26 protein-coding genes are annotated in these 23,959 nt (G+C 70.6%); 18 read left to right on the top strand and 8 right to left on the bottom strand.

The genetic code is table 11. From position 1 onward, the window contains the following. Positions 1–93 precede the first annotated feature (93 nt). Positions 94–897, bottom strand: a complete 804-nt coding sequence (gene xdhC / locus ACY0MJ_RS13565) for a xanthine dehydrogenase accessory protein XdhC (RefSeq protein ID WP_462639000.1) — start codon at positions 895–897, stop codon at positions 94–96. Between the two features lie 129 nt (positions 898–1,026). On the opposite strand from xdhC, the gene ACY0MJ_RS13560 reads away from it, so the two are divergent. Next, positions 1,027–1,554, top strand: coding sequence for a hypothetical protein (locus ACY0MJ_RS13560; RefSeq protein WP_462638999.1), 528 nt, complete (start codon positions 1,027–1,029; stop codon positions 1,552–1,554). Between the two features lie 7 nt (positions 1,555–1,561). Here ACY0MJ_RS13560 and uraH read toward each other — a convergent pair whose 3' ends face one another. Then, entirely contained in the window at positions 1,562–1,915 is a 354-nt protein-coding gene (uraH, locus tag ACY0MJ_RS13555; RefSeq protein ID WP_462638998.1) for a hydroxyisourate hydrolase, read from the bottom strand. A 65-nt stretch (positions 1,916–1,980) separates the two neighbouring features. On the opposite strand from uraH, the gene ACY0MJ_RS13550 reads away from it, so the two are divergent. The 12 genes from ACY0MJ_RS13550 (at position 1,981) to garD (ending at position 15,857) form a co-directional block, all read left to right on the top strand. Then, a complete protein-coding gene (locus ACY0MJ_RS13550) occupies positions 1,981–2,646 on the top strand; it encodes a GntR family transcriptional regulator (RefSeq protein ID WP_462638997.1) in 666 nt (221 codons plus the stop codon). Then, on the top strand, positions 2,643–3,587 hold the full coding sequence (gene puuE, locus ACY0MJ_RS13545) for an allantoinase PuuE (RefSeq protein ID WP_462638996.1): 945 nt from the start codon (positions 2,643–2,645) through the stop codon (positions 3,585–3,587). Before ACY0MJ_RS13550 ends, puuE begins: the two co-directional genes overlap by 4 nt. Position 3,588: 1 nt before the next feature. Further along, positions 3,589–5,370, top strand: a complete 1,782-nt coding sequence (gene uraD / locus ACY0MJ_RS13540; protein WP_462638995.1) for a 2-oxo-4-hydroxy-4-carboxy-5-ureidoimidazoline decarboxylase — start codon at positions 3,589–3,591, stop codon at positions 5,368–5,370. Then, the gene (locus tag ACY0MJ_RS13535; protein WP_462638994.1) at positions 5,367–6,590 is read left to right on the top strand and encodes a M20 family metallopeptidase; all 1,224 of its coding nucleotides are present in this window, start codon (positions 5,367–5,369) and stop codon (positions 6,588–6,590) included. The genes uraD and ACY0MJ_RS13535 overlap by 4 nt, the downstream gene beginning before the upstream one ends. 142 nt (positions 6,591–6,732) lie before the next feature. Next, on the top strand, positions 6,733–8,217 hold the full coding sequence (locus ACY0MJ_RS13530) for a nucleobase:cation symporter-2 family protein (protein WP_462638993.1): 1,485 nt from the start codon (positions 6,733–6,735) through the stop codon (positions 8,215–8,217). A gap of 116 nt (positions 8,218–8,333) precedes the next feature. Next, positions 8,334–9,812, top strand: coding sequence for an NCS1 family nucleobase:cation symporter-1 (locus ACY0MJ_RS13525; RefSeq protein WP_462638992.1), 1,479 nt, complete (start codon positions 8,334–8,336; stop codon positions 9,810–9,812). Between the two features lie 99 nt (positions 9,813–9,911). Further along, positions 9,912–10,631 carry a FadR/GntR family transcriptional regulator gene (locus tag ACY0MJ_RS13520; protein ID WP_462638991.1) on the top strand — a complete coding sequence of 240 codons (720 nt, stop codon included), beginning with the start codon at positions 9,912–9,914 and terminating at the stop codon, positions 10,629–10,631. A gap of 72 nt (positions 10,632–10,703) precedes the next feature. Further along, positions 10,704–11,615, top strand: coding sequence for a 5-dehydro-4-deoxyglucarate dehydratase (gene kdgD, locus ACY0MJ_RS13515; RefSeq protein WP_462638990.1), 912 nt, complete (start codon positions 10,704–10,706; stop codon positions 11,613–11,615). Positions 11,616–11,639: 24 nt separating this feature from the next. Continuing rightward, positions 11,640–12,599 carry a Bug family tripartite tricarboxylate transporter substrate binding protein gene (locus ACY0MJ_RS13510; RefSeq protein WP_462639095.1) on the top strand — a complete coding sequence of 320 codons (960 nt, stop codon included), beginning with the start codon at positions 11,640–11,642 and terminating at the stop codon, positions 12,597–12,599. 2 nt (positions 12,600–12,601) lie between these two features. Beyond that, positions 12,602–13,924 (top strand): glucarate dehydratase, encoded by a 1,323-nt coding sequence (gudD, locus tag ACY0MJ_RS13505; RefSeq protein WP_462638989.1) that lies wholly within the window; start codon positions 12,602–12,604, stop codon positions 13,922–13,924. A gap of 115 nt (positions 13,925–14,039) precedes the next feature. Further along, on the top strand, positions 14,040–14,192 hold the full coding sequence (locus ACY0MJ_RS13500; RefSeq protein ID WP_462638988.1) for a hypothetical protein: 153 nt from the start codon (positions 14,040–14,042) through the stop codon (positions 14,190–14,192). Between the two features lie 114 nt (positions 14,193–14,306). After that, positions 14,307–15,857 carry a galactarate dehydratase gene (gene garD / locus ACY0MJ_RS13495; RefSeq protein ID WP_462638987.1) on the top strand — a complete coding sequence of 517 codons (1,551 nt, stop codon included), beginning with the start codon at positions 14,307–14,309 and terminating at the stop codon, positions 15,855–15,857. Here garD and ACY0MJ_RS13490 read toward each other — a convergent pair. Continuing rightward, positions 15,835–16,887, bottom strand: coding sequence for an NUDIX domain-containing protein (locus ACY0MJ_RS13490; RefSeq protein WP_462638986.1), 1,053 nt, complete (start codon positions 16,885–16,887; stop codon positions 15,835–15,837). The genes garD and ACY0MJ_RS13490 overlap by 23 nt on opposite strands. 164 nt (positions 16,888–17,051) lie before the next feature. Here ACY0MJ_RS13490 and ACY0MJ_RS13485 point away from each other — a divergent pair, with 164 nt between their 5' ends. Both ACY0MJ_RS13485 and ACY0MJ_RS13480 read left to right on the top strand, forming a co-directional pair. Beyond that, positions 17,052–17,723, top strand: coding sequence for a hypothetical protein (locus ACY0MJ_RS13485; protein ID WP_462638985.1), 672 nt, complete (start codon positions 17,052–17,054; stop codon positions 17,721–17,723). A gap of 174 nt (positions 17,724–17,897) precedes the next feature. Then, the gene (locus tag ACY0MJ_RS13480; protein ID WP_462638984.1) at positions 17,898–18,371 is read left to right on the top strand and encodes a hypothetical protein; all 474 of its coding nucleotides are present in this window, start codon (positions 17,898–17,900) and stop codon (positions 18,369–18,371) included. On the opposite strand, the gene ACY0MJ_RS13475 is transcribed toward ACY0MJ_RS13480, so the two are convergent. The 3 genes from ACY0MJ_RS13475 to ACY0MJ_RS13465 form a co-directional block, all read right to left on the bottom strand. Then, entirely contained in the window at positions 18,368–19,660 is a 1,293-nt protein-coding gene (locus tag ACY0MJ_RS13475; RefSeq protein WP_462638983.1) for a lytic murein transglycosylase, read from the bottom strand. The genes ACY0MJ_RS13480 and ACY0MJ_RS13475 overlap by 4 nt on opposite strands. An 87-nt stretch (positions 19,661–19,747) precedes the next feature. Further along, the gene (locus tag ACY0MJ_RS13470; protein WP_462638982.1) at positions 19,748–20,485 is read right to left on the bottom strand and encodes an ABC transporter substrate-binding protein; all 738 of its coding nucleotides are present in this window, start codon (positions 20,483–20,485) and stop codon (positions 19,748–19,750) included. A gap of 20 nt (positions 20,486–20,505) precedes the next feature. Beyond that, complete coding sequence (locus tag ACY0MJ_RS13465) at positions 20,506–20,922, bottom strand: hypothetical protein (protein WP_462638981.1); 417 nt, start codon at positions 20,920–20,922, stop codon at positions 20,506–20,508. A 162-nt stretch (positions 20,923–21,084) separates the two neighbouring features. Here ACY0MJ_RS13465 and ACY0MJ_RS13460 point away from each other — a divergent pair, with 162 nt between their 5' ends. The 3 genes from ACY0MJ_RS13460 (at position 21,085) to ACY0MJ_RS13450 (ending at position 22,650) form a co-directional block, all read left to right on the top strand. Next, positions 21,085–21,447 carry a hypothetical protein gene (locus tag ACY0MJ_RS13460; protein WP_462638980.1) on the top strand — a complete coding sequence of 121 codons (363 nt, stop codon included), beginning with the start codon at positions 21,085–21,087 and terminating at the stop codon, positions 21,445–21,447. Beyond that, positions 21,369–22,124 (top strand): alpha/beta fold hydrolase, encoded by a 756-nt coding sequence (locus ACY0MJ_RS13455; RefSeq protein ID WP_462639094.1) that lies wholly within the window; start codon positions 21,369–21,371, stop codon positions 22,122–22,124. The genes ACY0MJ_RS13460 and ACY0MJ_RS13455 overlap by 79 nt, the downstream gene beginning before the upstream one ends. 85 nt (positions 22,125–22,209) lie before the next feature. Beyond that, positions 22,210–22,650: a DUF7673 family protein gene (locus ACY0MJ_RS13450; RefSeq protein ID WP_462638979.1), complete on the top strand. Its 441-nt coding sequence runs from the start codon at positions 22,210–22,212 to the stop codon at positions 22,648–22,650. A gap of 30 nt (positions 22,651–22,680) precedes the next feature. On the opposite strand, the gene ACY0MJ_RS13445 is transcribed toward ACY0MJ_RS13450, so the two are convergent. Together ACY0MJ_RS13445 and ACY0MJ_RS13440 are read right to left on the bottom strand one after the other, a co-directional pair. Beyond that, entirely contained in the window at positions 22,681–22,971 is a 291-nt protein-coding gene (locus ACY0MJ_RS13445; protein WP_462638978.1) for a chaperone modulator CbpM, read from the bottom strand. A gap of 2 nt (positions 22,972–22,973) precedes the next feature. Beyond that, positions 22,974–23,933 carry a DnaJ C-terminal domain-containing protein gene (locus tag ACY0MJ_RS13440; protein ID WP_462638977.1) on the bottom strand — a complete coding sequence of 320 codons (960 nt, stop codon included), beginning with the start codon at positions 23,931–23,933 and terminating at the stop codon, positions 22,974–22,976. Positions 23,934–23,959 lie beyond the last annotated feature (26 nt).

Genomic DNA, 23,959 nt, shown 5'->3' with positions numbered 1-23,959 from the left:
TCTGAGCAGAGACGGGTCGCGTCACTTCATTGGAATGGGGATCCAATGAACGCCGCTGCGACTGTGGACCGGAGTGTATACACCTTCGGTCGCTCAAGGAAGCGGGGTTTGCAGGAGTTGCGCGGCCACCGCGACGGCGATCACTTCGGGTTGCTTGCCGGTGATGCCGGGCACGCCGATCGGGCAGGTGACCTGCGCCAGCTCCTGGTGCTGGAAGCCGCGCTCCTCCAGGCGGTGGCGGAAGGTCGCCCACTTGGTCTTGCTGCCGATCAGGCCGACGTAGGGCAGGTCGCCGCGTTCGCGCAGGCGCTTGAGGCAGGCGGCGACGATGTCCAGGTCCTCCGCGTGGCTGAAGCTCATGATCAGCACGCGCGAGCCGGGCGCGAGGTCCGCCACGGCGGCCTGCACCGGATCCGAGTGCTCGCACTGGACGTTGCCCGGCACGTCCTCGGGAAAGATCTCGTCGCGGCTGTCGATCCAGGTGACGGCGAAGGGCAGCGCGGACAGCACGCGCACCAGCGCCTTGCCCACGTGGCCGCCGCCGAAGAGGGCCAGCGGCGCCAGCTCCGCCTGCAGGCGCTGCGCGAGCGCCGGCGCGTCCGCCGCCGTGAGCCGCTCGAAGCGCAGGCGCACCACGCCGCCGCAGCACTGGCCGAGCGAAGGCCCGAGCGCATAGCGCAGCACCGGCTCGCCTTCGCCGCCCGCGAGGCGCCGGCGCGCCTCCTCGATCGCCTGCAGTTCCAGGTGCCCGCCGCCGATGGTGCCGGCCACCGTGTCGCGGAAAACCGCCATCCAGGCGCCCACTTCGCGCGGCACCGAGCCCGCCGTTTCGTGGACGCGAACCAACACCGCGTCCTCGGCGGCCAGCCTGTCCGTGACTTCCTTGGCGGTCGGCATGCCTCAGTCCGCGGCCGATCGCAAGGATGCGAAGCCTTTGGTAACCATGGTCAGCGGGGCGAGCAGCCCTTCCGTTGTAGATTCGCGCGGGCACGCTGCCTGCGTGCCATTTGGCCAGGAGCCATGATCATGAAGTATCACCCGACCTTGCGTTCCCTGAATCCCGCGCTGCTGGGCACCGCCGCCCTGCTCGCATCCTGTTCCACCTCCGCGCCGCCCGAGCCGCCCAAGGCGCCCGCCGCACCGCCGCCCCAGGTGGCGGTGGCGCCCCGGGTCGCGCCGCAGCCCGCGCCGCAGCCGGCGATGACGATCAAGAGCTCCCAGGCGACCAATCCGCGCGCCTACCGCGCCGACGCCGCGCACCACCTGTACGAACTGAACCAGGACCGCATCTGGAAGGGCCGCATGCCGCCCCTGCTCTACGCGATCGGCGTGCTGCAGGTGGAAGTGGACGGCCGCGGCAACGTGCGCCACCTGAGCTGGATGCGCGCGCCGAAGCACGCACCGGAAGTCATCGCCGAGATCGAGCGCACCGTCCGCGCCGCCGCGCCCTTCCCCGTGCCGGCCCGCATGGGCAAGGTGGTCTACACGGACACCTGGCTGTGGCACAAGAGCGGCAAGTTCCAGCTGGATACGCTCACCGAAGGACAGGACTGAGCGCCCGTCACGAGCCCCGGTACGTCGAATAGCTCCAGGGGCTCACCAGCAGCGGCACGTGGTAGTGCTGGTCGGTGCGGGCCACGCCGAAGTCCAGCGCGACCCGGTCCAGGAACGGCGGGTCGGGCAGTTCGACGCCGCGGCTGCGGAAGTACGCCGCGACGTCGAACACCAGCCGGTACGTACCCCGCTTCAGGCTCGCGTTGTCGAACAGAGGCCCGTCCGGGTTGCGGCCGTCCCCGTTCAGCACGAAGCGCTTGACCAGCACCGGCGCCCCCGGGCCGGTGGCATGAAGCTCCACGGCCATGCCGGCGGCCGGCGTGCCGTGCATGGTGTCGAGGACGTGGGTGCTCAGGCCCATGGCGATCTCCGAGAAGTGTCCACCGCAGTGTATACAGTTTCGGTTCGCGCGGCTATCATGCCCGCATGGCGCCCTCCCCCACCCGCACGATCGTCGACGCGCTGACCCGCGCGATCGTCGAACACCGCCTGCAGCCCGGAACCAAGCTGGCGGAGCAGAAGCTGGCCGACCACTTCGGCGTCTCGCGCACGCTCGTGCGGCAGGCGCTGTTCCAGCTGGTGCAGAAGCACCTGGTGCGCATGGAGCCGGCGCGCGGCGCCTTCGTCGCCGTGCCCAGCGTAGCCGAGGCGCGGCAGGTGTTCCAGGTCCGGCGCCTGCTGGAGGCGGAGGTCGTGCGCGAATTCATCCGCAAGGTCACGCCCGCCAAGATCAAGGCGCTGCGCGACCACATGGCGCAGGAGAAGGCCGCGATGGAAGGGCCGGACCCGCGCGAGCGCCAGCAGCTGCTGGGCGACTTCCACGTGCGCATCGCCGAACTCGCCGACAACGGCGTGCTGGCGCAGATCCTGCGCGACCTGGTCTCGCGCAGCTCGCTGATCACGCTCATGTACCAGCGCGACAGCTTCACGGCCCACTCGCAGGAGGAGCACGTGGAGCTGGTGAAGGCGCTGGCCGCGAAGGACGAGAAGCGGGCCGTGAAGCTGATGAACGAGCACCTGCTGCACGTCGAGGAAAGCCTCGCCTTCGACCGCACCCTTCCCTCCCACGACATCGCCCTGGCCCTGGCATGAACACCATCTACGACTGCACCGCGGCGTACCCGCGCGACCTCGCCGGCTACGGCCGCAACCCCCCGCACGCGCAATGGCCCGGCAAGGCCCGCATCGCCGTGCAGTTCGTGCTGAACTTCGAGGAAGGCGGCGAGAACTGCGTGCTGCACGGCGACCCGGCCTCCGAGCAGTTCCTCTCCGAGATGTTCAACCCGGCGGCCTACCCCGGGCGGCACCTCTCCATGGAGGGCATCTACGAATACGGCTCCCGGGCCGGCGTCTGGCGCATCCTGCGCGAGTTCGAGAAGCGCGGCCTGCCGCTCACCGTGTTCGGGATCGGCATGGCGCTGCAGCGTTCGCCCGAGGTGGCGCGGGCCTTCGTGGAGCTCGGGCACGAGATCGCCTGCCACGGCTGGAAGTGGATCCACTACCAGGACGTGCCCGAGGCCGTGGAGCGCGAGCACATGCGCCTGGCCATGGAAGCCATCGAGAAGCTCACCGGTGACCGGCCCCTGGGCTGGTACACCGGCCGCGACAGCCCCAACACCCGCCGCCTCGTGGCGGACTACGGCGGCTTCGCCTACGACAGCGACTACTACGGCGACGACCTGCCGCTGTGGATGAAGGTGCGCAAGAGCGACGGCAGCACGGTGCCGCACCTCGTGGTGCCCTACACGCTGGACTGCAACGACATGCGCTTCGCGCTGCCCCAGGGCTATTCGCACGCCGACCCCTTCTTCCAGTACATGCGCGACAGCTTCGACGCGCTCTACGCCGAGGGCGAGGAGGCGCCCAAGATGATGAGCATCGGCATGCACTGCCGCCTGCTCGGACGCCCGGGACGCATCACCGCGCTGCAGCGTTTCCTGGACCACGTCGCGAAGCACGACCGCGTGTGGGTCTGCCGCCGCATCGACATCGCGCGCCACTGGCAGCAGGTGCACCCCTGGCAGGAGGCCTGACATGGCACTCACGATCGAACAACTCAATGCGGCCGACGCCGCCGAAGCGGCCCGCCTCCTGGACGGCCTGTACGAACACTCGCCCTGGATCGCGCAGGAAGCGCTGGCGCAGCGGCCTTTCCGCTCGCTGGGCCACCTGAAGCAGGCGATGGCGGACGTGGTGCGCAAGGCTGGCGAGGACCGCCAGCTGGCGCTCATCCGCGCCCACCCGGAACTCGCCGGCAAGGCGATGGTGGCGAAGACGCTCACGGCCGAATCGACGAACGAGCAGGGCAAGGCGGGCCTGACGGACTGCACGCCCGAGGAATTCGCGCGCATCCAGCAGCTCAACGCCGACTACAACGCGAAGTTCGGCTTCCCCTTCATCCTGGCCGTGCGGGGCCCGCGCGGCACCGGCCTGCACCGGCGGGAGATCATCGAGACCTTCGCGCGCCGCCTGGAGAACCATCCGGACTTCGAGCGGGCCGAGGCGCTGCGCAACATCCACCGCATCGTGGAGCTGCGCCTGAACGACAAGTTCGGCGTGGAGCCGGAACTGGGCAACCGCGTGTGGGACTGGCAGGAGCGCCTGGCGCGCCACAGCGACCCGGGCTATGCCGAGAAGGGGCAGCTCACCGTCACCTACCTCACCGACGCCCACCGCGCGGCGGCGCAGCAGATCGTCGCCGACATGCGCGAATGCGGCTTCGACGAGGTGGAGATCGACGCGGTCGGCAACGTGGTGGGGCGGTACCGCGGCGCAAGCGCCGGCGCGAAGTTCCTGCTCACCGGCTCGCATTACGACACCGTCCGCAACGGCGGCAAGTACGACGGGCGCCTGGGCATCTTCACGCCGCTCGCCTGCGTGCGCGAACTGTCCCGCGCCGGGCGGCGCCTGCCCTTCGGCATCGAAGTGGTGGCCTTCGCCGAGGAGGAAGGCCAGCGCTACAAGGCCACGTTCCTGGGCTCCGGCGCGCTCACCGGCCACTTCAATCCGGCCTGGCTGGACCAGAAGGACGCCGACGGCATCACGATGCGCGACGCGATGCGCAGCGCCGGCCTGCCGGCGACGCTGGAGGCGATCGCGGCGTTGAAGCGCGACCCGAAGCGCTACCTCGGCTTCGTCGAGGTCCACATCGAGCAGGGCCCGGTGCTCAATGAGCTCGACCTGCCCCTGGGGGTCGTCACCTCCATCAACGGCGGCGTGCGCTACCAGTGCGAGGTGACCGGCATGGCCAGCCACGCCGGCACCACGCCCATGGATCGCCGGCGCGACGCCGCCGTGGCCGTCGCCGAGCTCGCGCTCTACGTGGAGCAGCGGGCCGCGCGCGACGGCGATTCGGTGGGCACCATCGGCATGCTGCAGGTCCCCAACGGCTCCATCAACGTGGTGCCGGGCCGCTGCCTGTTCTCGCTGGACCTGCGCGCGCCCAACGACCCGCAGCGCGATGCGCTCGTCGCCGACGTGCTGGCGAAGCTGCGCGAAATCTGCGAGCGCCGCGGACTGCACCACAGCGTCGAGGAGACGATGCGCGCCGCCGCCGCGCCGAGCGCGCCCGCCTGGCAGCAGCGCTGGGAGGCCGCCGTGCAGGCGCTGGGCCTGCCGCTCTTCCGCATGCCCAGCGGCGCCGGCCACGACGCGATGAAGCTGCACGAGATCCTGCCGCAGGCCATGCTGTTCGTGCGCGGCCAGAACGCCGGCATCAGCCACAACCCCCTCGAATCCACGACCAGCGACGACATGCAGCTGGCCGTCCTCGCCTTCCAGCAGCTGCTGGAGGCCCTCGCGAAAGAAGAGCAATGAGCGACTACGACCGACTGGACGCCTGGATCGACGCGCACTTCGACGAGGAAGTGCGCTTCCTGCAGGAACTGGTGCGCGTTCCCACCGACACGCCGCCCGGCAACAACGCGCCGCACGCCGAGCGCACCGCCGAACTGCTCAAGCCCTTCGGCTTCGAGGCCGAGAAGCATCCGGTGCCGGAAGCCGAGGTGAAGGCCTATGGCCTGCAGTCCATCACCAACCTGATCGTGCGCCGCCGCTACGGCGAGGGCCGCACCATCGCGCTGAACGCCCACGGCGACGTGGTGCCGCCGGGCGAGGGCTGGACCCACGATCCCTACGGCGGCGAGATCGTCGACGGCAGGATCTACGGGCGCGCGGCCGCCGTGAGCAAGAGCGACTTCGCGAGCTTCACCTTCGCCGTGCGGGCGCTGGAATCGCTGGGGGCACAGCTCAAGGGCGGCGTCGAGCTGCACTTCACCTACGACGAGGAGTGGGGCGGCGAACTGGGCCCGGGCTGGCTGCTGAAGAACAAGCTGACCCAGCCCGACCTGCTGATCGCCGCGGGCTTCAGCTACGAGGTGGTGACGGCCCACAACGGTTGCCTGCAGCTGGAGGTGACGGTGCACGGCAAGATGGCGCACGCCGCCGTGCCCGACACCGGCGTCGACGCCCTGCAGGGCGCGGTGAAGATCCTGAACGCGCTGTACGCGCAGAACACCCTGTACAAGCAGGTGACGTCCAAGGTCGCCGGCATCAAGCACCCCTACCTCAACGTGGGCCTGATCCAGGGCGGCACCAACACCAACGTCGTTCCCGGCAAGGTGGTCTTGAAGCTGGACCGCCGCATGATTCCAGAGGAGAACCCGCAGGAAGTGGAGGCGACCATCCGCCGCGTGATCGCCGAGGCGGCCGCCGGCTTCCCCGGCATCGAGGTGGAGATCCGCCGCATGCTGCTCGCCAACGCGCTCAAGCCCCTGCCCGGCAACAAACCGCTGGTGGAGGCGCTGCAGCGCCACGGCGAGGCCGTGTTCGGCCAGGCCATCCCGGCCATGGGCACGCCCCTCTACACCGACGTGCGCCTGTACGGCGAGGCCGGCATCCCCGGCGTGATCTACGGCGCCGGGCCGCGCACGGTGCTGGAGTCGCACGCCAAGCGCGCCGACGAACGCCTGGAGCTCGAGGACCTGCGGCGCGCCACCAAGGTCGTGGCCCGCACGCTGCGCGACCTGCTCGCCTGAAAAGCCGCGCGCCGTCAAGCCCCGGACGCAAGCGCACTGCAAGGCCGTCCGGGGGTTTTCACCAGCTGCTCGTGTGCGCTCCCGTGTATACAGTTTGGTGCACGATCGAGGCCGCCGCCTCGCGCACGAAGGAGAGACAGCGATGACGGACACCCATCCCGTAGACGAGCGCCTGCCCACGGGCAAGCTCGCCGCACTGGGACTGCAACACGTGCTGGTGATGTATGCCGGCGCCGTGGCGGTTCCCCTGATCGTCGGCCGGGCGCTCAAGCTCTCGCCCGAGCACGTGGCCATGCTGATCTCGGCGGACCTGTTCTGCTGCGGCCTGGTCACCCTGATCCAGTCGCTCGGCGCGACGCAGTGGTTCGGCATCAAGCTGCCGGTGATGATGGGCGTGACCTTCGCCGCCGTCGCGCCCATGGTGGCCATGGCCAACGCCACTTCCGGCGTCGAGGGGGCGCAGCTGATCTTCGGGGCCATCATCGGGGCCGGCGTGATCTCGCTGCTGATCGCGCCGCTGGTCAGCCGGATGCTGCGCTTCTTCCCGCCGGTGGTCACCGGCACCATCATCGCGGTGATCGGCATCAGCCTGATGCGCATCGGCATCAACTGGATCTTCGGCAACCCCTTCGGGCCGACCGCGCCGTCGGTGGTGAACCCGGAGCACGCGGAGTGGCTCGCCAGGATCACGGCCGCGGGCAGCGCCCCCGGCTCCGCGCTGCCGGCCGTGCCCAAGGGACTGGCGATCGTGCCCACGATCCCCAACCCGAAGTACGCCGACCTCACCGGCGTCGGCATCGCGGCGCTGGTGCTCGTCTCGATCCTGCTGATCGCGAAGTTCGCGCGCGGCTTCATCGCCAACATCTCGGTGCTGCTGGGCATCGTGATCGGCGGCGTGGTGGCGACGGCCATGGGCCTGATGACCTTCGAGAAGGTCGGCAAGGCCGCCTGGGTGGACATCGTGCTGCCCTTCCAGTTCGGCATGCCGAAGTTCGACCCGATGCTGATCCTGACCATGACCATCGTGATGATCGTGGTGATGATCGAGTCCACGGGCATGTTCCTCGCGCTCGGCGAGATGACGGGCCGCAAGGTCGACCAGCCGGCGCTGGCGCGCGGCCTGCGCACCGACGGCCTGGGCACGCTGCTGGGCGGCATCTTCAACACCTTCCCCTACACCAGCTTCTCGCAGAACGTGGGCCTGGTGGCCGTGACCGGCGTGCGCAGCCGCTTCGTGTGCGTCGCCGGCGGCGTGATCCTGCTGGTGCTGGGGCTGCTGCCCAAGATGGCCGCGCTGGTGGAATCGCTGCCGACCGTGGTGCTGGGCGGCGCCGGCATCGTGATGTTCGGCATGGTGGCCGCCACCGGCATCCGCATCCTGGCCGGCGTGGACTTCAAGACCAACCGCAACAACGCGCTGATCGTCGCGATCTCCATCGGCATCGGCATGATCCCGCTGATCGCCCCGCAGTTCAAGCAGTGGATGCCGCACGCGATCCACCCGCTGATCGAGTCGGGCATCCTGCTGTCGTCGGTGGCCGCGGTGCTGCTGAACCTGTTCTTCAACGGCGCCAAGGAAGACCAGGGCGCGGTGATCCTGGCGGCGCAGCAGGCGGAAGCACACTAGACGCTTCGTCATGCCCGCGGAGGCGGGCACCCAGGGAAGCGCCGCGCAGCGGCGCTTTTCTTTTGGCCGCGACCGTGCTGGAATGGCACGTCCCTCCCCTTTCAGGAGCCCGCGCCATGAACCCTGCCGAATGGACCGCCCGGGGCTACAGCCCCGCACTCACCAACCAGGACCTGGCGCCGACCACGCCCGCGCAGCGGACGTGGGGCGCCTTCAGCATCTTCAACGTCTGGACCTCGGACGTGCACAGCCTCTGGGGCTACTTCCTCGCCGCCAGCCTGTTCCTGATGTGCGGCAGCTTCGTCAACTTCCTGCTCGCCATCGGCATCGGCTCGCTGGTGATCTACCTGCTGATGAGCCTGGTGGGCCTGGCCGGCGCGCGCACCGGGGTGCCCTACCCGGTGCTGGCGCGCGCCTCCTTCGGCGTCTGGGGCGCCAACTTCCCCGCGCTGGTGCGCGCCGTCGTCGCCTGCTTCTGGTACGGCGCGCAGACGGCCGCCGCGTCCGGCGCGATCGTCGCGCTGCTCACGCGCTCGCCGGAGGTCATGGCCTTCCACAAGGACGTGCAGTTCCTGGGCCACTCGGGCCTGGAGGTGATCTGCTACGTGGTGGTCTGGGCGCTGCAGCTGCTGATCATCCAGCACGGCATGGAGACGGTGCGCCGCTTCCAGGACTGGGCCGGTCCCGGCGTGTGGCTCGCGATGCTGGTGCTCGCCATCGGGCTGGTGGTGAAGGCCGGCGGCTTCTCCTTCGAGAGCACCATCCCGCACGACGTGCTGCTGGAAAAGACCAAGGACGCCGGCGTGCCGGGCACGCCCGGCTCGCCGACCGCGCTGATGGCCGTCGCCGCCGTGTGGATCACCTACTTCGCCGCGCTGTACCTCAACTTCTGCGACTTCACGCGCTACGCGAAGGACGAGAAGGCCGTGATGAAGGGCAACCTGTGGGGCCTGCCCGTGAACCTGATGCTGTTCTCGCTGGTGGCCGGCGTCACCACCATCGCGGCCTGGCAGGTGTACGGCGAGGTGCTGATCCACCCCGACCAGGTCTCGGCCAAGTTCGACAGCTGGGTGCTCGCCGCCGTCGCCGCCCTGACCTTCTGCGTCGCGACGCTGGGCATCAACGTGGTCGCGAACTTCGTCTCGGCGGCCTTCGACATCTCCAACACCTTCCCGCGCAAGATCGGCTTCAACCGCGGCGGCTACATCGCGGCGCTGATCGCGCTGGTGCTCTATCCCTTCGCGCCCTGGGAGGGCAGCGCCGCCGTGTTCGTCGGCGCGATCGGCTCCACCATGGGCCCGCTGTTCGGGATCATCATGGTCGACTACTACCTGGTCGCCCGCGGCCGCATCGACGTCGACGAGCTCTATCGCGAGAACGGCCGCTACCGCTACCTGGGCGGCTGGCACGTGAAGGCGCTGGTCGCCGCCGGCATCGGCATCGTGTTCTCCACGCTGCTGCCGACGTTCACCACGCTGCTGCCCTCCTGGTGGGGCCTGTACGGCTGGTTCTTCGGCGTGGCAATCGGTGGGGCGTCCTACTGGGGGCTGCGGATGCTGCCCGAGGTGGAATCCGAGCTGACGCGGCAGGCGTGAGCGCCGCGGGCCCGGCCCTCGACGCCGGGCCTGCTACATTGGCGGGAACGATCGTCGTCCTCATCGGTCGTCGTACAAGCAAGCTCCGAGATTTCCTCCATGAACGAAGTGGCCCGCCGCCGCCCCCGCAGCCTCGCGCACGACGTGGTCGACGCGCTCGCGGGGCGCATCCGCGACGGTTCGCTGGGACCGGGCGAGAAGCTGCCCACCGAGGCGGCCATCATGGAAGAGTTCGGCGTCAGCCGCACCGTCGTGCGCGAAGCGATCTCGCGCCTGCAGGCCGCCGGGCTGGTGGAGACACGGCACGGCGTGGGCACCTTCGCCGTCGGCCTGGGCGACGCCACCACCTTCCGGATCTCGCCCGAGCAGCTGGGGACGCTGCAGGACGTGATCGCCGTGCTGGAGCTGCGCATCGCCGTGGAGACGGAAAGCGCGGCCCTCGCCGCCATGCGCCGCACGCCGGAGAACCTGGCCAGCCTGCGCAACGCGCTCCAGGCCTTCCACAGCGCCGTCGAGGAAGGCCGTGACGCGGTCGGCCCCGACTTCCAGTTCCACCTCGAGATCGCCCGGGCCACGCAGAACCACCACTTCTCCGAGCTGATGGCGACGCTGGGCGGGATGATGATCCCGCGGGCCCGGCTGGAGCCGACCGGCCCGCTCACGCCCGAGCGCGAGGCCTACCTGCGCCGGGTGAACGCCGAGCACGAGAGCATCGTCGACGCGATCAGCCGCCAGGAGCCGGAAGCGGCCCGCGCGGCCATGCGCACGCACCTGGCGAACAGCCGGGAGCGGCGGCGGCGGCTCGCCGAAATGCGCTAGGACTTCGGCCGGTAAGCATTGCCCCATCAGATTCCGTGTTGTACGATGTCCTACCTCTTAGCTGATCCCGCCATGTCCCCGAACGAACTGAAGAAGGCCCTCTCCTCCGGGCTGCTGTCCTTCCCGCTCACCGATTTCGACAGCGAGCTGCGCTTCGATCCGAAGGGCTACGCCGCCCGCCTGGAATGGCTCATGCCCTATGGCGCCAGCGTGCTGTTCGCTGCCGGCGGCACGGGCGAGTTCTTCTCGCTGGAACCGCAGGAATACGCCGCCGTCATCAAGACGGCCGCCGACACCTGCCGCGGCCGCGTGCCCATCGTGGGCGGCGCCGGTGGCGGCACCACGCTCGCCATCAAGTACGCGCAGGAAGCCGAGCGCAACGGCGCGCAGGGCGTGCTGCTGCTGCCGCACTACCTGACCGAGGCGACGCAGGACGGCCTGGTCGCGCACGTGGAAGCCGTCTGCAGGAGCGTGAAGATCGGCGTGGTGGTCTACAACCGCGGCGCGACCAGGCTCACGGCCGAATCGCTGCTGAAGCTGGCCGAGCGCTGCCCCAACCTGATCGGCTTCAAGGACGGCCTCGGCGACATCGAGCGCATCGTCTCCATCCGCCACCGGCTGGGCGACCGCTTCGCCTTCATCGGCGGCATGCCGACGCACGAGGTCTACGCCGCGCCCTACAAGGCGCTGGGCGTGCCCACCTATTCTTCCGCGGTGTTCAACTTCATCCCGCGCACGGCGATCGAGTTCTACAACGCGTATGCCAGCGGCGACCTGACCACCACCCGCCGCCTGATCGACGAATTCTTCCTGCCCTACCTGGCCATCCGCAACAAGGGCCAGGGCTACGCCGTGTCCATCGTGAAGGCCGGCGCCGCGCTGGTCGGCCACGGCGCCGGCCCGGTGCGGCCGCCGCTGTCGGACCTGAAGCCGCAGGAAGTCGAGGAACTGGCCGCCCTGATCCGCAAGCTGGGCGCGCAGTAAACACACCACCCAAGGAGACCCATGATCAAGAAGACCCTGCTGGGCCTGGCGCTCGCCATGTCCGCCACCGTTTCCGCCTTCGCGGCCTGGCCCGACAAGCCCGTCACGATGGTCGTGCCCTTCCCGCCGGGCGGCTCCACCGATTCGATCGCCCGCGTCATCGGCCAGAAGCTGTCGGAGAAGTTCAACCAGACCTTCGTCATCGACAACAAGCCCGGCGCCACCGGCACGATCGGCGCCGCCTTCGTGAAGCGCGCGCCCGCCGACGGCTACACGCTGTTCGTGTCCTCGCTCGGCCCGTTCGTGATCGCGCCGCACCTGATCAAGGGCGTGCAGTACGACGCGCTGAAGGACCTCGACCCGATCACGGTGCTGGTGCAGGCGCCGAACGTGCTGGTCGTGCCCGCCGCGTCGGCCGACAAGAACCTGGCCGACCTGCTGGCGCACCTGAAGCGCACGCCCGGCAAGGTGAGCTTCGCCTCTTCCGGCAACGGCTCCTCCGACCACCTCTCGGCCGAACTGTTCTGGCAGCAGAGCCACACCGAAGGCCTGCACGTGCCGTACAAGGGCGGCGGCCCCGCCATCAACGACCTGCTGGGCGGCCAGGTGGACGCGGCCTTCGTGAACATCAACAGCATCATCCAGCACATCCGCGCCGGCAAGGTGCGCGCGCTGGGCATCTCCTCGGCGCAGCGTTCGCCGCTGCTGCCCGACGTGCCCACGCTCGCCGAGCAGGGCGTCAAGGGTGCCGAAGTGCAATCCTGGCAAGCCGTCGCGGCGCCGAGGGGCCTGCCCGCGGACATCAAGGCGAAGCTGCACGACGCGATCGTCGCCGCGCTGAACGATCCCTCGATCAAGGACAAGCTGCTGGCGCAGGGCTTCGAGATCGTGGGCAACACGCCGGAGCAGTTCGCGAAGTTCCAGGCCGCGGAGTACGCGAAGTGGAAGAACCTGATCGAGGCGCGGAACATCCGCGCCGACTGACGATGTCCCCTGTCGTCAAGGGCATGCGCGTGGTCCCGGTCGCCGGCCGGGACGGCATGCTGCTCAACCTCTCGGGCGCGCATGCGCCCTTTTTCACGCGCAACGTCGTCCTGGTCACCGACAGCGCCGGCCACACCGGCCTGGGCGAGGTGCCGGGCGGCGAGAAGATCCGCCGGACGCTGGAGGACGCCCGCCCGCTGGTGGAAGGCCAGCCGATCGGCAACCTGCAGGCGGTGCTCAATGCGATGCGCGCGAAGTTCGCCGACCGCGACGCCGGCGGGCGCGGCAACCAGACCTTCGACCTGCGCACCACCATCCACGCGGTGACCGCCGTGGAATCGGCGCTGCTGGACCTGCAAGGCCAGCACCTGGGCGTGCCGGTCGCGGCGCTGCTCGGAGAGGGCCAGCAGCGCGAGGCCGTGCAGATGCTCGGCTACCTGTTCTACGTCGGCGACCGTCGCAAGACCGACCTGCCCTACGCGTCCGAGCCGGATGCGCAGGACGACTGGCTGCGTCTGCGGCACGAGGAAGCGCTGACGCCCCAGGCGGTGGTGCGGTTGGCGGAGGCGGCGCAGGCGCGCTACGGCTTCCAGGACTTCAAGCTCAAGGGCGGCGTGCTGCGCGGCGAGGAGGAAGTCGAGGCGATCCGCGCGCTGCACGAGCGCTTCCCGCAGGCGCGCGTGACGCTCGATCCCAACGGCGGCTGGCTGCTGAAGGACGCCATCCGGCTGATGCGCGACATGCACGGCGTGATCGCGTACGCCGAGGATCCGTGCGGCGCCGAGGAAGGCTTCTCCGGCCGCGAGGTGATGGCGGAGTTCCGCCGCGCCACCGGCCTGCCGACCGCGACCAACATGATCGCCACCGACTGGCGCCAGATGGCGCACGCGCTGGCGCTGCAGGCGGTGGACATCCCGCTGGCGGACCCGCACTTCTGGACGATGGCCGGCTCGGTGCGCGTGGCGCAGACCTGCCGCGACTGGGGCCTGACCTGGGGCTCGCATTCCAACAACCACTTCGACATCTCGCTGGCCATGTTCACGCACGTCGGCGCCGCCGCGCCCGGCAAGGTGACGGCGATCGACACGCACTGGATCTGGCAGGACGGGCAGCGCCTGACGAAGGAGCCGCTGAAGATCGAGGGCGGCTACGTGCAGGTGCCGAAGGAGCCGGGCCTCGGCATGGAGATCGACGAAGCGGAACTGGCGAAGGCCCACGCGCTCTACCAGCAGCACGGCCTGGGCGCCCGCGACGACGCGATCGCGATGCAGTTCCTGGTGCCGGACTGGAAGTTCGACCCGAAGAAGCCCTGCCTCATCCGATGACCCGCACCACTCCCTCTCCCGCTCGCGGGAGAGGGCGGGGGTGAGGGTGGTGGCGCCGTGCCGCGCCGCCCCTCACCCCAACCCTCTCCCCAAAGGGGAGAGGGAGGAAAGACAAATGACCGAGCCCCTCATCATCACCATGCACCCCGCCGACAACGTCGGCATCGTCGCCAATGACGGCGGGCTGCCGGCGGGCGCGGTGCTGGAGGGCGGGCTCGTGCTGCGGGACTGGAAGTTCGACCCGAAGAAGCCTTGCCTCATCCGATGACCCGCACCACTCCCTCTCCCGCTCGCGGGAGAGGGCGGGGGTGAGGGTGGTGGCGCCGTGCCGCGCCGCCCTCACCCCAACCCTCTCCCCAAAGGGGAGAGGGAGGAAAGACAAATGACCGAGCCCCTCATCATCACCATGCACCCCGCCGACAACGTCGGCATCGTCGCCAATGACGGCGGGCTGCCCGCGGGCGCGGTGCTGGCCGGCGGGCTGGTTCTGCGCGAGAAGGTTCCGCAGGGGCACAAGGTGGCCCTGGTGGACATTCCCGCCGGCGAGGCCGTGCGCCGCTACGACGTGCCCATCGGCTACGCCGAGCGCGCCATCCCCGCCGGCAGCTGGGTGCACGAGCGCCTGCTGCGCATGCCCGCGGCGCGCGGCCTGCAAGACCTGCCGATGGCGACCGCGGCCCCGGCACCCGCCGCGCCGCTGGAGGGCTACACCTTCCAGGGCTACCGCAACCCGGACGGCTCCGTCGGCACGCGCAACATCCTCGCGATCACGCAGTCCGTGCAGTGCGTGGCCGGCGTCACGCGCTTCGCCATCGAACGCATCAAGTCGCAGCTGCTGCCGAAGTACCCGAACGTCGACGACGTGGTGGCGCTGGAGCATGGCTACGGCTGCGGCGTCGCGATCGATGCGCCCGACGCGGTGATCCCGATCCGCACGCTGCGCAACATCAGCCTCAACCCGAACTTCGGCGGCGAGGTGATGGTGGTGAGCCTGGGCTGCGAGAAGCTGCAGCCCGAACGCCTGATGCCGCCCGGCACGATTCCCATCGCGGAACACCGCGAAGAGGATCCGAGCCTGGATGTCGTCTGCCTGCAGGACGAAGCGCACGTCGGCTTCATGTCCATGGTCGACTCCATCCTGCGCCAGACCGAGGTGCACCTCGCGCGCCTCGACCGCCGCCGGCGCGAGACCGTCCCCGCGAGCGAGCTGGTGGTGGGCGTGCAGTGCGGCGGCAGCGACGCCTTCTCCGGCGTCACGGCCAATCCGGCCGTGGGCTTCTGCACCGACCTGCTGGTGCGCGCCGGCGCCACCGTGATGTTCTCCGAGACCACCGAGGTGCGCGACGGGGTCGCCCAGCTCACCGCGCGCGCCGCCACGCCCGAAGTGGCGCAGGCGATCGTGCGCGAGATGGCCTGGTACGACGCCTACCTGCAGCGCGGCAGCGTGGACCGCAGCGCCAACACGACGCCGGGGAACAAGAAAGGGGGCCTCGCCAACATCGTCGAGAAGGCGATGGGCTCGATCGTGAAGTCCGGCTCCTCGCGCATAGCCGGCGTGCTGCCGCCCGGCGAGAAGCTGAAGGGCAAGGGCTTGTACTACGCCGCCACGCCCGCCAGCGACTTCATCTGCGGCACGCTGCAGGTGGCCGCCGGCATGAACCTGCACGTGTTCACGACGGGCCGCGGCACGCCCTACGGCCTGGCCGAAGTGCCGGTCATCAAGGTGGCGACGCGCAGCGATCTCGCGCGCCGCTGGCACGACCTGATGGACGTGGATGCGGGCAGCATCGCCGAAGGGAAGGCCAGCATCGAGGACGTGGGCTGGCAGCTGTTCCGCCTGATGCTCGACGTGGCCAGCGGCCGGAAGACCTGGGCCGAGCAGTGGAAGCTGCACAACCAGCTGGTGCTGTTCAATCCGGCGCCGGTGACGTGATCCCCAGGAACGCGTCCAGGATGTGGAAGTGGTCGTCGTGGAACTGTTCCTCCAGCGAGGGCAGTTCCGCGATCGGCACCCAGCGCGCCTCCGCCGCGTCGTCGCTGCCGGCGATCTCCGGCAGCATGCGCTCGCCCAGGTCGAAGTAGAAGGCGTGCGTGATCACGCGACCGCGCTGGCTGCGGTCCGGGTGGTCGAAGACGCGCATCTGCTTCATCGCGTGGGCCATCTCCACCGGCAGCAGCTCGAAGCCGGTTTCCTCCTGCAGTTCGCGCACCGCCGACTGGTAGGCCGTCTCGCGCTGCTCGATGAAGCCGCCGGGCACCGCCAGCAACCCCTTGCCCGGCGCGCGTCCGCGCCGGATCAGGAGCACCTGGTCGGCGACGCGCACGACGGCGTCGACCGTCACGAACACCGGCGGATAAGGCGCCATCGCCCACTTGTCGTGTTCCTCGGCGAGCTCGGCCCATTCCTCGCGCAGCCGCGCCAGGAAGGGCAGCTGCGCCCACGCGCGCAGGAACTCCAGCATGCTGGGCGGCACCTGCTGCGTCATCGCGGCGAGCGCCGCCTCCAGCGATCCCGGGCTGTAGAGGAGCGCGCGCAGCGCCTTGCCGTGCACCTCGCCCTGCCGGCCCACGTCGTGCAGCGGCCAGCCGGGAAAGGCGGCGAGATAGTCGCTGGTCGGGTCCTTGCGGTGGCCCACCAGCACCACGCGCGGATTCGGATGTCCGGCCAGCTGCGCCATCGCCTCCTGCACCTGGCGCACCCAGCGATGTTCGTCGTACACATCGCGCACCGGCACGAAGTGGACGCGGGCGCGCTCGTCCTCGGCGAGCGCGAGGCGGATCGCCTCGACGCGTTCCTGCCACGTGAAGGGATGGCGCGGCGAGCGCGCCTGGTACGCGGAGCCGACCAGCACCGCGCAGCGCGGGGCCAGCCGCAGCGCCTCGCGGATCAGCGCCAGCTGCGCGTTGTGGAACAGCTGGAAGCGGCCGATGCAGGCCGCCCATTCGAAGGTGTCGCGCGCCATGGAGGCCATTCTGTGCAAGGTCCGCGCGCCCCGGGGGCGATCGCGGCGCCTACATAAAACTCCCAAGGCCGGGTACAGCCAATCACGCCTTCCCTCACGGCCGCGCTGGTGCAACACTTTGAAACAGACAGGCGCGACGTGCGCAGCATCGAAAAGGAAGCAGCATGGAAGTCGTTCGGGAAATCAGCATGGCCGCCAGCGGCGGCGAATCCGAGCTGGCACGCGGCCGCGCCGCGTTGCTGGAAGCGCTGTCCGAGCGCATCCTGCGCCACAGCGGCGCCGAGCTGTGGCGCCAGCTGTTCCTGGGCCCCGCCTTCGGCACCATCCGCTTCGAGGAGCGCGAGCTCACGCTGCTCGTGGCCGACGTGCCGCTGGTGCGCGGCAACCCGGCCGACCGCGACGTCCTGGCCCAGCGGCTGGCCGGCCGGCTGGAGGCCTCGCGCGCCGCCGACATCGTGCTGGCCTGCGACGAAGCGCGCGCGGCGCTGCGTGCCGCGGTGGTGCTGCAGCGCCTGGGCGGACACGGCCGCGTGCGCACCGCGCTCAACACGGCGCGCGCGGTCGTCGCCTTCTTCGAGCTCGATGGCGTGGCGCACCGCTTCGTCATCGGCAATGCGATCGACCACGCCGAGTCGGCGTTGGCCGCCTGCTCGCCCGGAACGATCTACCTCTCCGCGTCGAGCTATGCGACGCTGCACGAGCGCCTCGGCGACGAGGTGCGCGACGGCCTGGTGGCCACGGAGCTGGAGGACGAGAACGTCACCCAGGCTTCGATCATGCTGCCGCCCCTGGCCGGCTCGCCCATGAGCACCTTCGCGGGCCTGGGCCTGACCTGACCGGCGACTCCAGACAAACCCGCACTGCGGGGGCGTCCTGTCGTGCCTGGAGGGCATCGCTGTGATCTGCATCACGGGAATGCGCCACCAGGCGGTCCGGAAGTAATCCGCGAGCCTCGCCATCCGTCGCCCGCTGCTTGCCGCTCATCCCCGCCGCTTTCCAGAATGACCTCCATGCCCGCCTGCCTGCGCTCCTGCCTCGCCACCGCCTCCGCGGTGCTGGGCCTGCTGCTGCCCGGCACGCAGGCAGCGGCCGGCGCCTCGCAGGCGGTGGTGGTGCGCGCCACCGTGCTGCGCCACGCCAGCATCCGCATCGCGCCGCCATCCACGCTCACCATCTCCGAGGCCGACGTCGCCCGTGGCTACGTGGAACTGGCCGCGCCCGTGGAAGTGGAAGTGCAGAGCAACGTGCGCGAGGGCTACGCGCTCGTGTTCGAGCGCCGCGGCGAACAGGTGCGACAGGTGCACGTGGGGGGCCTGCCTTCGGCCCTGCTGGTCGGCGATGCGAACGCGATCGCCGCGCGCCCCGCCGCCGGCCGGGGCCTGTGGCGCGAGCGCCTTCAGCTGCGCCTGCGCTTCGACCTCGGCCCGCAGGCGCGCGCCGGCGAGCACCCCTGGCCGCTCGACATCTCGATGCTGTCGCCCTAGGACGGCGCCATCAGCAGGCGCAGCGTGCGCTGCCCCACCCGCCGCTGCGGCGGCAATCCCCTGGCGGCGAATTCCGCCGCGATCGCGTCGCGCGTGATGCGGCCCATCACCCCGTCGGGCACCACGTCGGTGTGTCCGCGCTGCGCAAGCCACGCCTGCAGTTCGCGCACCTGCGCGCGGCTCAGGCCGGGATCGTCGGTCGGCCAGGGCGTGAAGAAGCCGGGCCCGCCCGCGATGCGGCGCGCGAGCAGCGCCACTTCCATCACGTAGCGCACCGAGCGGTTGTACCGCAGGATGGTGTCGAAGTTGCGCGTGACCAGGAAGGCCGGCCCCGGCAGTCCCACCGGCAGGAAGGGATAGACCTCCGCGTCGCCGGGCAACTGCAGCGGCACGCTCTCGCCGTTGGGACCGAAGCCCGTCCAGCCCATGGCCGCCCACTGCGACATCGGCTTCGCGCGGTCCTGGTAGCGCTTCGACTCGCCGCCGGTGTTGAACTCCGCCTGCTGCGCCGCCGGGATGCTCACCTCCACGTACACCGGAACGGCCATGTTCCAGCCGCCGCGCTGCTTCAGGTGGTTGGCCGTCGTGGCCCAGGCGTCGGCTTCGGAGTTGATGATGTCGGCGACGCCGTCGCCGTCGAAGTCCACCGCGAGCTGCTCGAAGCTGTCGGGAACGAACTGCGTGCGCCCGAAGGCGGCCGCCCAGGAACCCTGGAAGCTCTCCGGCCGCACCCGCCCGTCGCGCAGCACGCGCACCGTGGCGTACGCGCGCTCGCGCGCCATGCAACTGCCCGGCGTGTTCGCGCTTTCCGGGCAGGGCCGCAGGCAGGCGAGGCTCAGCGCCGCATCGAGCACGGGGATCTTGCCCTGCGAGGGCCCGTAGTTGGTCTCGATGCCGTAGATGGCGACGACGATCTCCTTGGGCACGCCGAACTGCGTCTCGATGCGCTGCAGCGTGTCGAGGTTCTGCGCCAGCACGCGCTGGCCCTGCTGCACGCGGTCGTCGTCGGTGACGGCGGCGAGCTCGTCCCACCAGTAGGTCGGCTCGCCGGCCTGCACCAGCAGCGACTGGCGCACGCGATCGTCGTAGCGCGCGTTCGCCGCGATCCGTTCGAAGTCGGCGCGCGAGAGCGGCCGGCCCGAGAGCGCGGTCTGGTCCGCGAGGCGCTCCACGCAGGCCTGGAACTGCTCGGGCGGCAGGGGCTGGTCCAGCAGGGCCGCGGAAGCGACGCCGGGCTGCAGTGCCAGCATGGCCAGCAGGGCGGAAAGGGAAAGGAAGAGTCGGTGCAAGGGCATGGCTGCGCGAAAGTGCGGGCCAGTATAGGTTTGGGCGGCGCGCCGTGGGGACGGCTGAGGCAGCTGCCGCGCCCCTGCGGCTCAGCTTCCCGCCGGCGCCACCGAAGCCCCTGCGATGCCGTGGCGCGCCAGTGCCTGCGCGACGAAGCCGCTCGCCTTCATCTCCTCCACGAAGGCGGCGAGCGCCCCGGCCGCTTCGGCGCCGCGGCTGCGCGGGCAGCCCATCGCCTGCCGGATCACCATGAAGCGGCCCGGCAGCAGCCGCAGGCCGCCGATGCGGCGCGCGTCCATCTCCAATTGCTGCTTCACGCCGGCGGCAACCTCGGCGCCGGTGTCGACGAAGTGCTGCACGACCGCGGGAGAAGAAGGCGCGTGCACCAGCTGCGCGTGCTTCAGTTCGCGCGCGAGGTACAGGTCGTAGGCGCTGCCGCGGCCCACCACCACGCGGTTGCCGGCGCGGTCCACTTCCTCGTTGGCCTGCAGGGGCGAATCCTCGCGCACGAGATAGCAGCCCTCGATCAGTACGTAGGGCGCGGTGAAGGCGATGTGCTCGCCGCGCTTCGGGTCGATGGCGAAGAAGCCGATGTCCGCCTGCTCGCCCGCGACGATGTCGACCGACTTGCCGGCCGTGTCGACGACCACCAGCTGCAGCGGCACGCCGAGCCGGCGCGCGAATTCGCGCGCGAGGTCCACCGACACGCCGCGCGCTTCGCCGGTGGCCGGATCGCGGCCGGCCAGGATCGGGTTGCCGAGGTTGATCGCGGCGCGCAGGGGACCCTGCGGCGTGAAGGCGGACACGATGGATGCAGGCGGGGCCATGGGCCCGCACCATAGCGCATTCAGAACAGCGCGGGCTCCAGCGTGACGGGCACCGGCGGATCCACCGGCTGCCAGCCGTGCCGGGCGATCACGTCGTTGCTCTCGACAGCGCGGCGGTTCGGGCCGAGCGACCAGGTGACGTGGTAGGTGCTGCCGTCCGGCCGGTCGGTGCTGCCTTCGAGCCGCACCACCATCGCTTCGACGCCGCGCCCGTCGTCGCTGCGCCCGACGATCAGCCCGGTGGTGGCCGGCGGCAAGGCCGAGCGCGCATCCACGTGCGCGCGCAGGGTGACGTGGTCGGCGACCACGTTCGCATAGGCGGGCGCGAAGCGCGCGAGCAAGGTGTCGCGTTCGCCGCGCGGCAGCTTCCAGCCGATCACGCGGCGGCCGGGGCGGGCCTGGCGGTAGGCATCGTTGGCGTCGACTGCTTCGGTCATCGTGCGTCTCTGTCGGCTCGGCGCGTCAATAGCCGAGCTGCAAGGAAGGACTCACTCGACAATTTCTCCACGCCGGGCCTATGCTGTCCCTCCAGGGACAGAGGCTTGCGCGGCCGGGCCGCGCAGCGAGGGGGATCCATGTCGGCCAGCCATTTTCCAGCCATGCGCGCCACCGCGCTCCATGCGGCGACGGCGCTCGCCCGCTACGAGCGGCACGTGCGCAAGCTGGCGGCGACCTGGCTGGACATGGAACTCTATCGCATCGTCAGCGAGGAGATCGACGAGATCCAGCGCGACTGCACGCTGCTGCCCGACGTGGCCGCCGCCTGGGCCGCGTTGCTCGTTTCGCACGCCGACCTGGTCCACGCCCTGTGGCGCAGCACCCAGCCGGCCACGCCCGCGGGCCCCGCGCCCGACGTCCGGCCGCAGCTGGAAGAACACCTCGCCTGCATCGACGCGCTGGCCCGCCGCTGCCTGCGCGTGATGGAGCGCGGCAACAGCGCCCTGGCCAGCGCGCGCGGCTGAGCTGCGCCCTTCCCGCACCGCAGCTTTACGGGCCCGCCCGCCGGGACCAAGATGGCTGCCCCCCAACGCAGCGTGAAGGAGAGGCGAGCGAGCGCATCACGCTGGAGACGCACATCCGCGACGTCTGCGGCGCGATCGAGGCGGAGGAGCTGTCGGACGTGGTGCTCTGCGGCCATTCCTACGGCGGCATGGTGATCACGGGCGTGGCCGACCGCATGGCCGATCGCGTGAAGGCGCTGGTGTACCTGGATGCCTTCGTGCCGCAGAACGGCCAGTCCCTCAACGGGCTGCTGCCGATCGCGCTCGGCCCCGAGGTGGCGAACCAGTTCCTCTCGGCCTTCCGCGGCAGCGCGCAGGCGGAGCACAGCGGCCTCATGGCGCCGATCCCCGCCGCGGCCTTCAACATCTCGGAGCCGAACCGCGCCTGGGTGGACCGGCGCTGCGTGCCGCAGGCGCTGGCCACCTTCGAGGTGCCCATCCTGCTGTCGGGCGCCGGCGCGGCGGTGAAGCAGCGCGTCTACATCCTGGCGGATGGCTGGGACCCGAGCCCCTTCCGCTACTTCGCCGCGAAGTTCGAAGGCCAGCCCGGATGGCGCGTGCTGAGGATGCCGTGCGGCCACGACATCATGGTGGACATGCCGCAGGAGCTCGCGACCGAGCTGATGAAGCTCGCCTGAACGCGGGGCCTCCGGGCAGGTCCGCTTCCCCGCGCGGCTGCGCTGCAGTACAAGGGCAGCACCCGGGCTGGAAGGGGAATCCGCCATGAACCAGGCAGAACGCGAGCGCCGCCACCACGCGAACCTCGAGCGCATCCAGGAAGTGCAGCTGGTGGTGGGGCGCGGCGACCGGCTGCGCGTGGACCACGAGGGCACGCTGCTGGAACGCGCGCGCCTGATGGTGGAGGAAATCCGCGCGCACGAGGCGACGGAACTTGGCCTGCAGGCGCTGGCCCGCCTCCTGCGCCGGGCCGAGGAGGCGGGCCAGCGAGGCCACCCGGACATCGCCCGCTTCGTCGCCGCCGTCTGGAACAACCAGCCGCTGCCGCTGCTCACGCTGCGCGGCCTGGACGAGGGCGTCGGCGACGACATGCTGGCCGTGCTCGACGCCTTCCGCTACGCGCGGCTGAACCTCGTCGAACAGGTGGAAGGCGGTCCTCGACGCGTGGCGCGCCTGCTGGAGCGCAGCCGCGCCGCGGCCTCGTAGGGTGGCGGTGAGCGCAGCGAACCCCACCGCTCACCGCATTCCCAGGCGCCTCCGCAAACTCTCCACCTCCTCCATCAGGTCCGCCGTCAACGCCGCCAGCTGCGGATCCGCATCGAAGCACGCCTCCAGCTGCGCCACGCGCCGCGCCCGCACCAGCGTCGCGCTGTCGAAGCGCCACTGGCCGCCGCTCACGCGCGCCTGCAGCACGCCGGCCTGCACGCGCTCCTCGATCCAGTGCACCTCCACCCTGCAGGCGCGCGCCGCTTCCTCCAGCGAGAAAGCCGCCTCGCCCAGCACTTCCGCATCGTGTACCCGTTCCATGGTCAGGCTCCTCCTGCCGTGCGCGCGTCGAATCCGGGAAAGGCCTGGGCCAGCGCCGTGTAGGCCGCGCGCTGCGCGTCGGTCTCGGCGGCGGGCAGCGCCACGTCCAGCTCCAGGTAGAGGTCGCCGGGCTCGTAGGCGGGAATGCCCCGGCCCTTCAGGCGCAGCTTGCGGCCCGGCTTCCAGCCGGCCGGCACCGTCACTTCCACCTCGTCGCCGCCCGGCGTGCGCACGGCCACGGCCGCGCCCAGCGCGGCTTCCCAGGGCGCGAGCCACAGGCGGCCGTGCACGTCCTTGCCTTCGGCGCGCCAGCGCGCATCGGGCCTGAACACCACCTCCAGCAGCAGGTCGCCGGGCGGCCCGCCGTTGAGGCCCGGCCCGCCCTGGCCCGCGAGCCGGATGTGCTGGCCTTCGCGCACGCCCTTGGGGATGCGCACTTCCAGGTGCCGCTCGTCGCGGCGCAGCTGGCCCTGCTCGTCGACGTGCGTCACCTGCAGCGCGAGCGTGCGCTGCGCGCCCTGGTAGGCGTCGCGCAGCTCGAGCTCGATGCGCGCGTGCTGGTCCTCGCCGGGCAGCGGCACCTGCGCGCGGCCCGCGCCGCCGCGGCCGGAGCGCGCACGCGCGGCGCGGCCGAACAGCTCCTCGAAGAAATCGCTGAAGTGCTCGTCGCCGCCGGGCGCCCCGCCGGCCGAGGCGAAGTCGAAGCCCGGTTGCCAGTCCGGCGGCGGGCGGAACTCGCGCCCGCGCGGCTGCGCCGAGAGCTGGTCATAGGCGGCGCGCTTCTCCGGATCGGAGAGCACCGTGTTGGCCTCGTTGACCTCGGCCATGCGCGCGGCCGCGTCGGCTTCCTTGCTCACGTCCGGGTGGTACTTGCGCGCGAGCTTGCGGTAGGCCTTCTTGATCTCGTCCTGGCTCGCGCCCTTGTCGACGCCGAGCACCTTGTAGTAGTCCTTGAACTCCATGCATCGCTCCAGCCCGGCCGCACGGC

The organism is Ramlibacter sp. bp-362, assembly GCF_054956735.1.
Note: the sequence above shows the minus strand (reverse complement) of the source record. Positions and strands in the feature narration are given on the sequence as shown.

What these genes read in the sequence shown, in the direction of transcription:
- xdhC (WP_462639000.1), bottom strand. Translation starts at nt 897, where the DNA reads ATGCCGACCGCCAAGGAAGTCACGGACAGGCTGGCCGCCGAGGACGCG.
- ACY0MJ_RS13560 (WP_462638999.1), top strand. Translation starts at nt 1,027, where the DNA reads ATGAAGTATCACCCGACCTTGCGTTCCCTGAATCCCGCGCTGCTGGGC.
- uraH (WP_462638998.1), bottom strand. Translation starts at nt 1,915, where the DNA reads ATGGGCCTGAGCACCCACGTCCTCGACACCATGCACGGCACGCCGGCC.
- ACY0MJ_RS13550 (WP_462638997.1), top strand. Translation starts at nt 1,981, where the DNA reads ATGGCGCCCTCCCCCACCCGCACGATCGTCGACGCGCTGACCCGCGCG.
- puuE (WP_462638996.1), top strand. Translation starts at nt 2,643, where the DNA reads ATGAACACCATCTACGACTGCACCGCGGCGTACCCGCGCGACCTCGCC.
- uraD (WP_462638995.1), top strand. Translation starts at nt 3,589, where the DNA reads ATGGCACTCACGATCGAACAACTCAATGCGGCCGACGCCGCCGAAGCG.
- ACY0MJ_RS13535 (WP_462638994.1), top strand. Translation starts at nt 5,367, where the DNA reads ATGAGCGACTACGACCGACTGGACGCCTGGATCGACGCGCACTTCGAC.
- ACY0MJ_RS13530 (WP_462638993.1), top strand. Translation starts at nt 6,733, where the DNA reads ATGACGGACACCCATCCCGTAGACGAGCGCCTGCCCACGGGCAAGCTC.
- ACY0MJ_RS13525 (WP_462638992.1), top strand. Translation starts at nt 8,334, where the DNA reads ATGAACCCTGCCGAATGGACCGCCCGGGGCTACAGCCCCGCACTCACC.
- ACY0MJ_RS13520 (WP_462638991.1), top strand. Translation starts at nt 9,912, where the DNA reads ATGAACGAAGTGGCCCGCCGCCGCCCCCGCAGCCTCGCGCACGACGTG.
- kdgD (WP_462638990.1), top strand. Translation starts at nt 10,704, where the DNA reads ATGTCCCCGAACGAACTGAAGAAGGCCCTCTCCTCCGGGCTGCTGTCC.
- gudD (WP_462638989.1), top strand. Translation starts at nt 12,602, where the DNA reads ATGTCCCCTGTCGTCAAGGGCATGCGCGTGGTCCCGGTCGCCGGCCGG.
- ACY0MJ_RS13500 (WP_462638988.1), top strand. Translation starts at nt 14,040, where the DNA reads ATGACCGAGCCCCTCATCATCACCATGCACCCCGCCGACAACGTCGGC.
- garD (WP_462638987.1), top strand. Translation starts at nt 14,307, where the DNA reads ATGACCGAGCCCCTCATCATCACCATGCACCCCGCCGACAACGTCGGC.
- ACY0MJ_RS13490 (WP_462638986.1), bottom strand. Translation starts at nt 16,887, where the DNA reads ATGGCGCGCGACACCTTCGAATGGGCGGCCTGCATCGGCCGCTTCCAG.
- ACY0MJ_RS13485 (WP_462638985.1), top strand. Translation starts at nt 17,052, where the DNA reads ATGGAAGTCGTTCGGGAAATCAGCATGGCCGCCAGCGGCGGCGAATCC.
- ACY0MJ_RS13480 (WP_462638984.1), top strand. Translation starts at nt 17,898, where the DNA reads ATGCCCGCCTGCCTGCGCTCCTGCCTCGCCACCGCCTCCGCGGTGCTG.
- ACY0MJ_RS13470 (WP_462638982.1), bottom strand. Translation starts at nt 20,485, where the DNA reads ATGGCCCCGCCTGCATCCATCGTGTCCGCCTTCACGCCGCAGGGTCCC.
- ACY0MJ_RS13465 (WP_462638981.1), bottom strand. Translation starts at nt 20,922, where the DNA reads ATGACCGAAGCAGTCGACGCCAACGATGCCTACCGCCAGGCCCGCCCC.
- ACY0MJ_RS13460 (WP_462638980.1), top strand. Translation starts at nt 21,085, where the DNA reads ATGCGCGCCACCGCGCTCCATGCGGCGACGGCGCTCGCCCGCTACGAG.
- ACY0MJ_RS13450 (WP_462638979.1), top strand. Translation starts at nt 22,210, where the DNA reads ATGAACCAGGCAGAACGCGAGCGCCGCCACCACGCGAACCTCGAGCGC.
- ACY0MJ_RS13445 (WP_462638978.1), bottom strand. Translation starts at nt 22,971, where the DNA reads ATGGAACGGGTACACGATGCGGAAGTGCTGGGCGAGGCGGCTTTCTCG.
- ACY0MJ_RS13440 (WP_462638977.1), bottom strand. Translation starts at nt 23,933, where the DNA reads ATGGAGTTCAAGGACTACTACAAGGTGCTCGGCGTCGACAAGGGCGCG.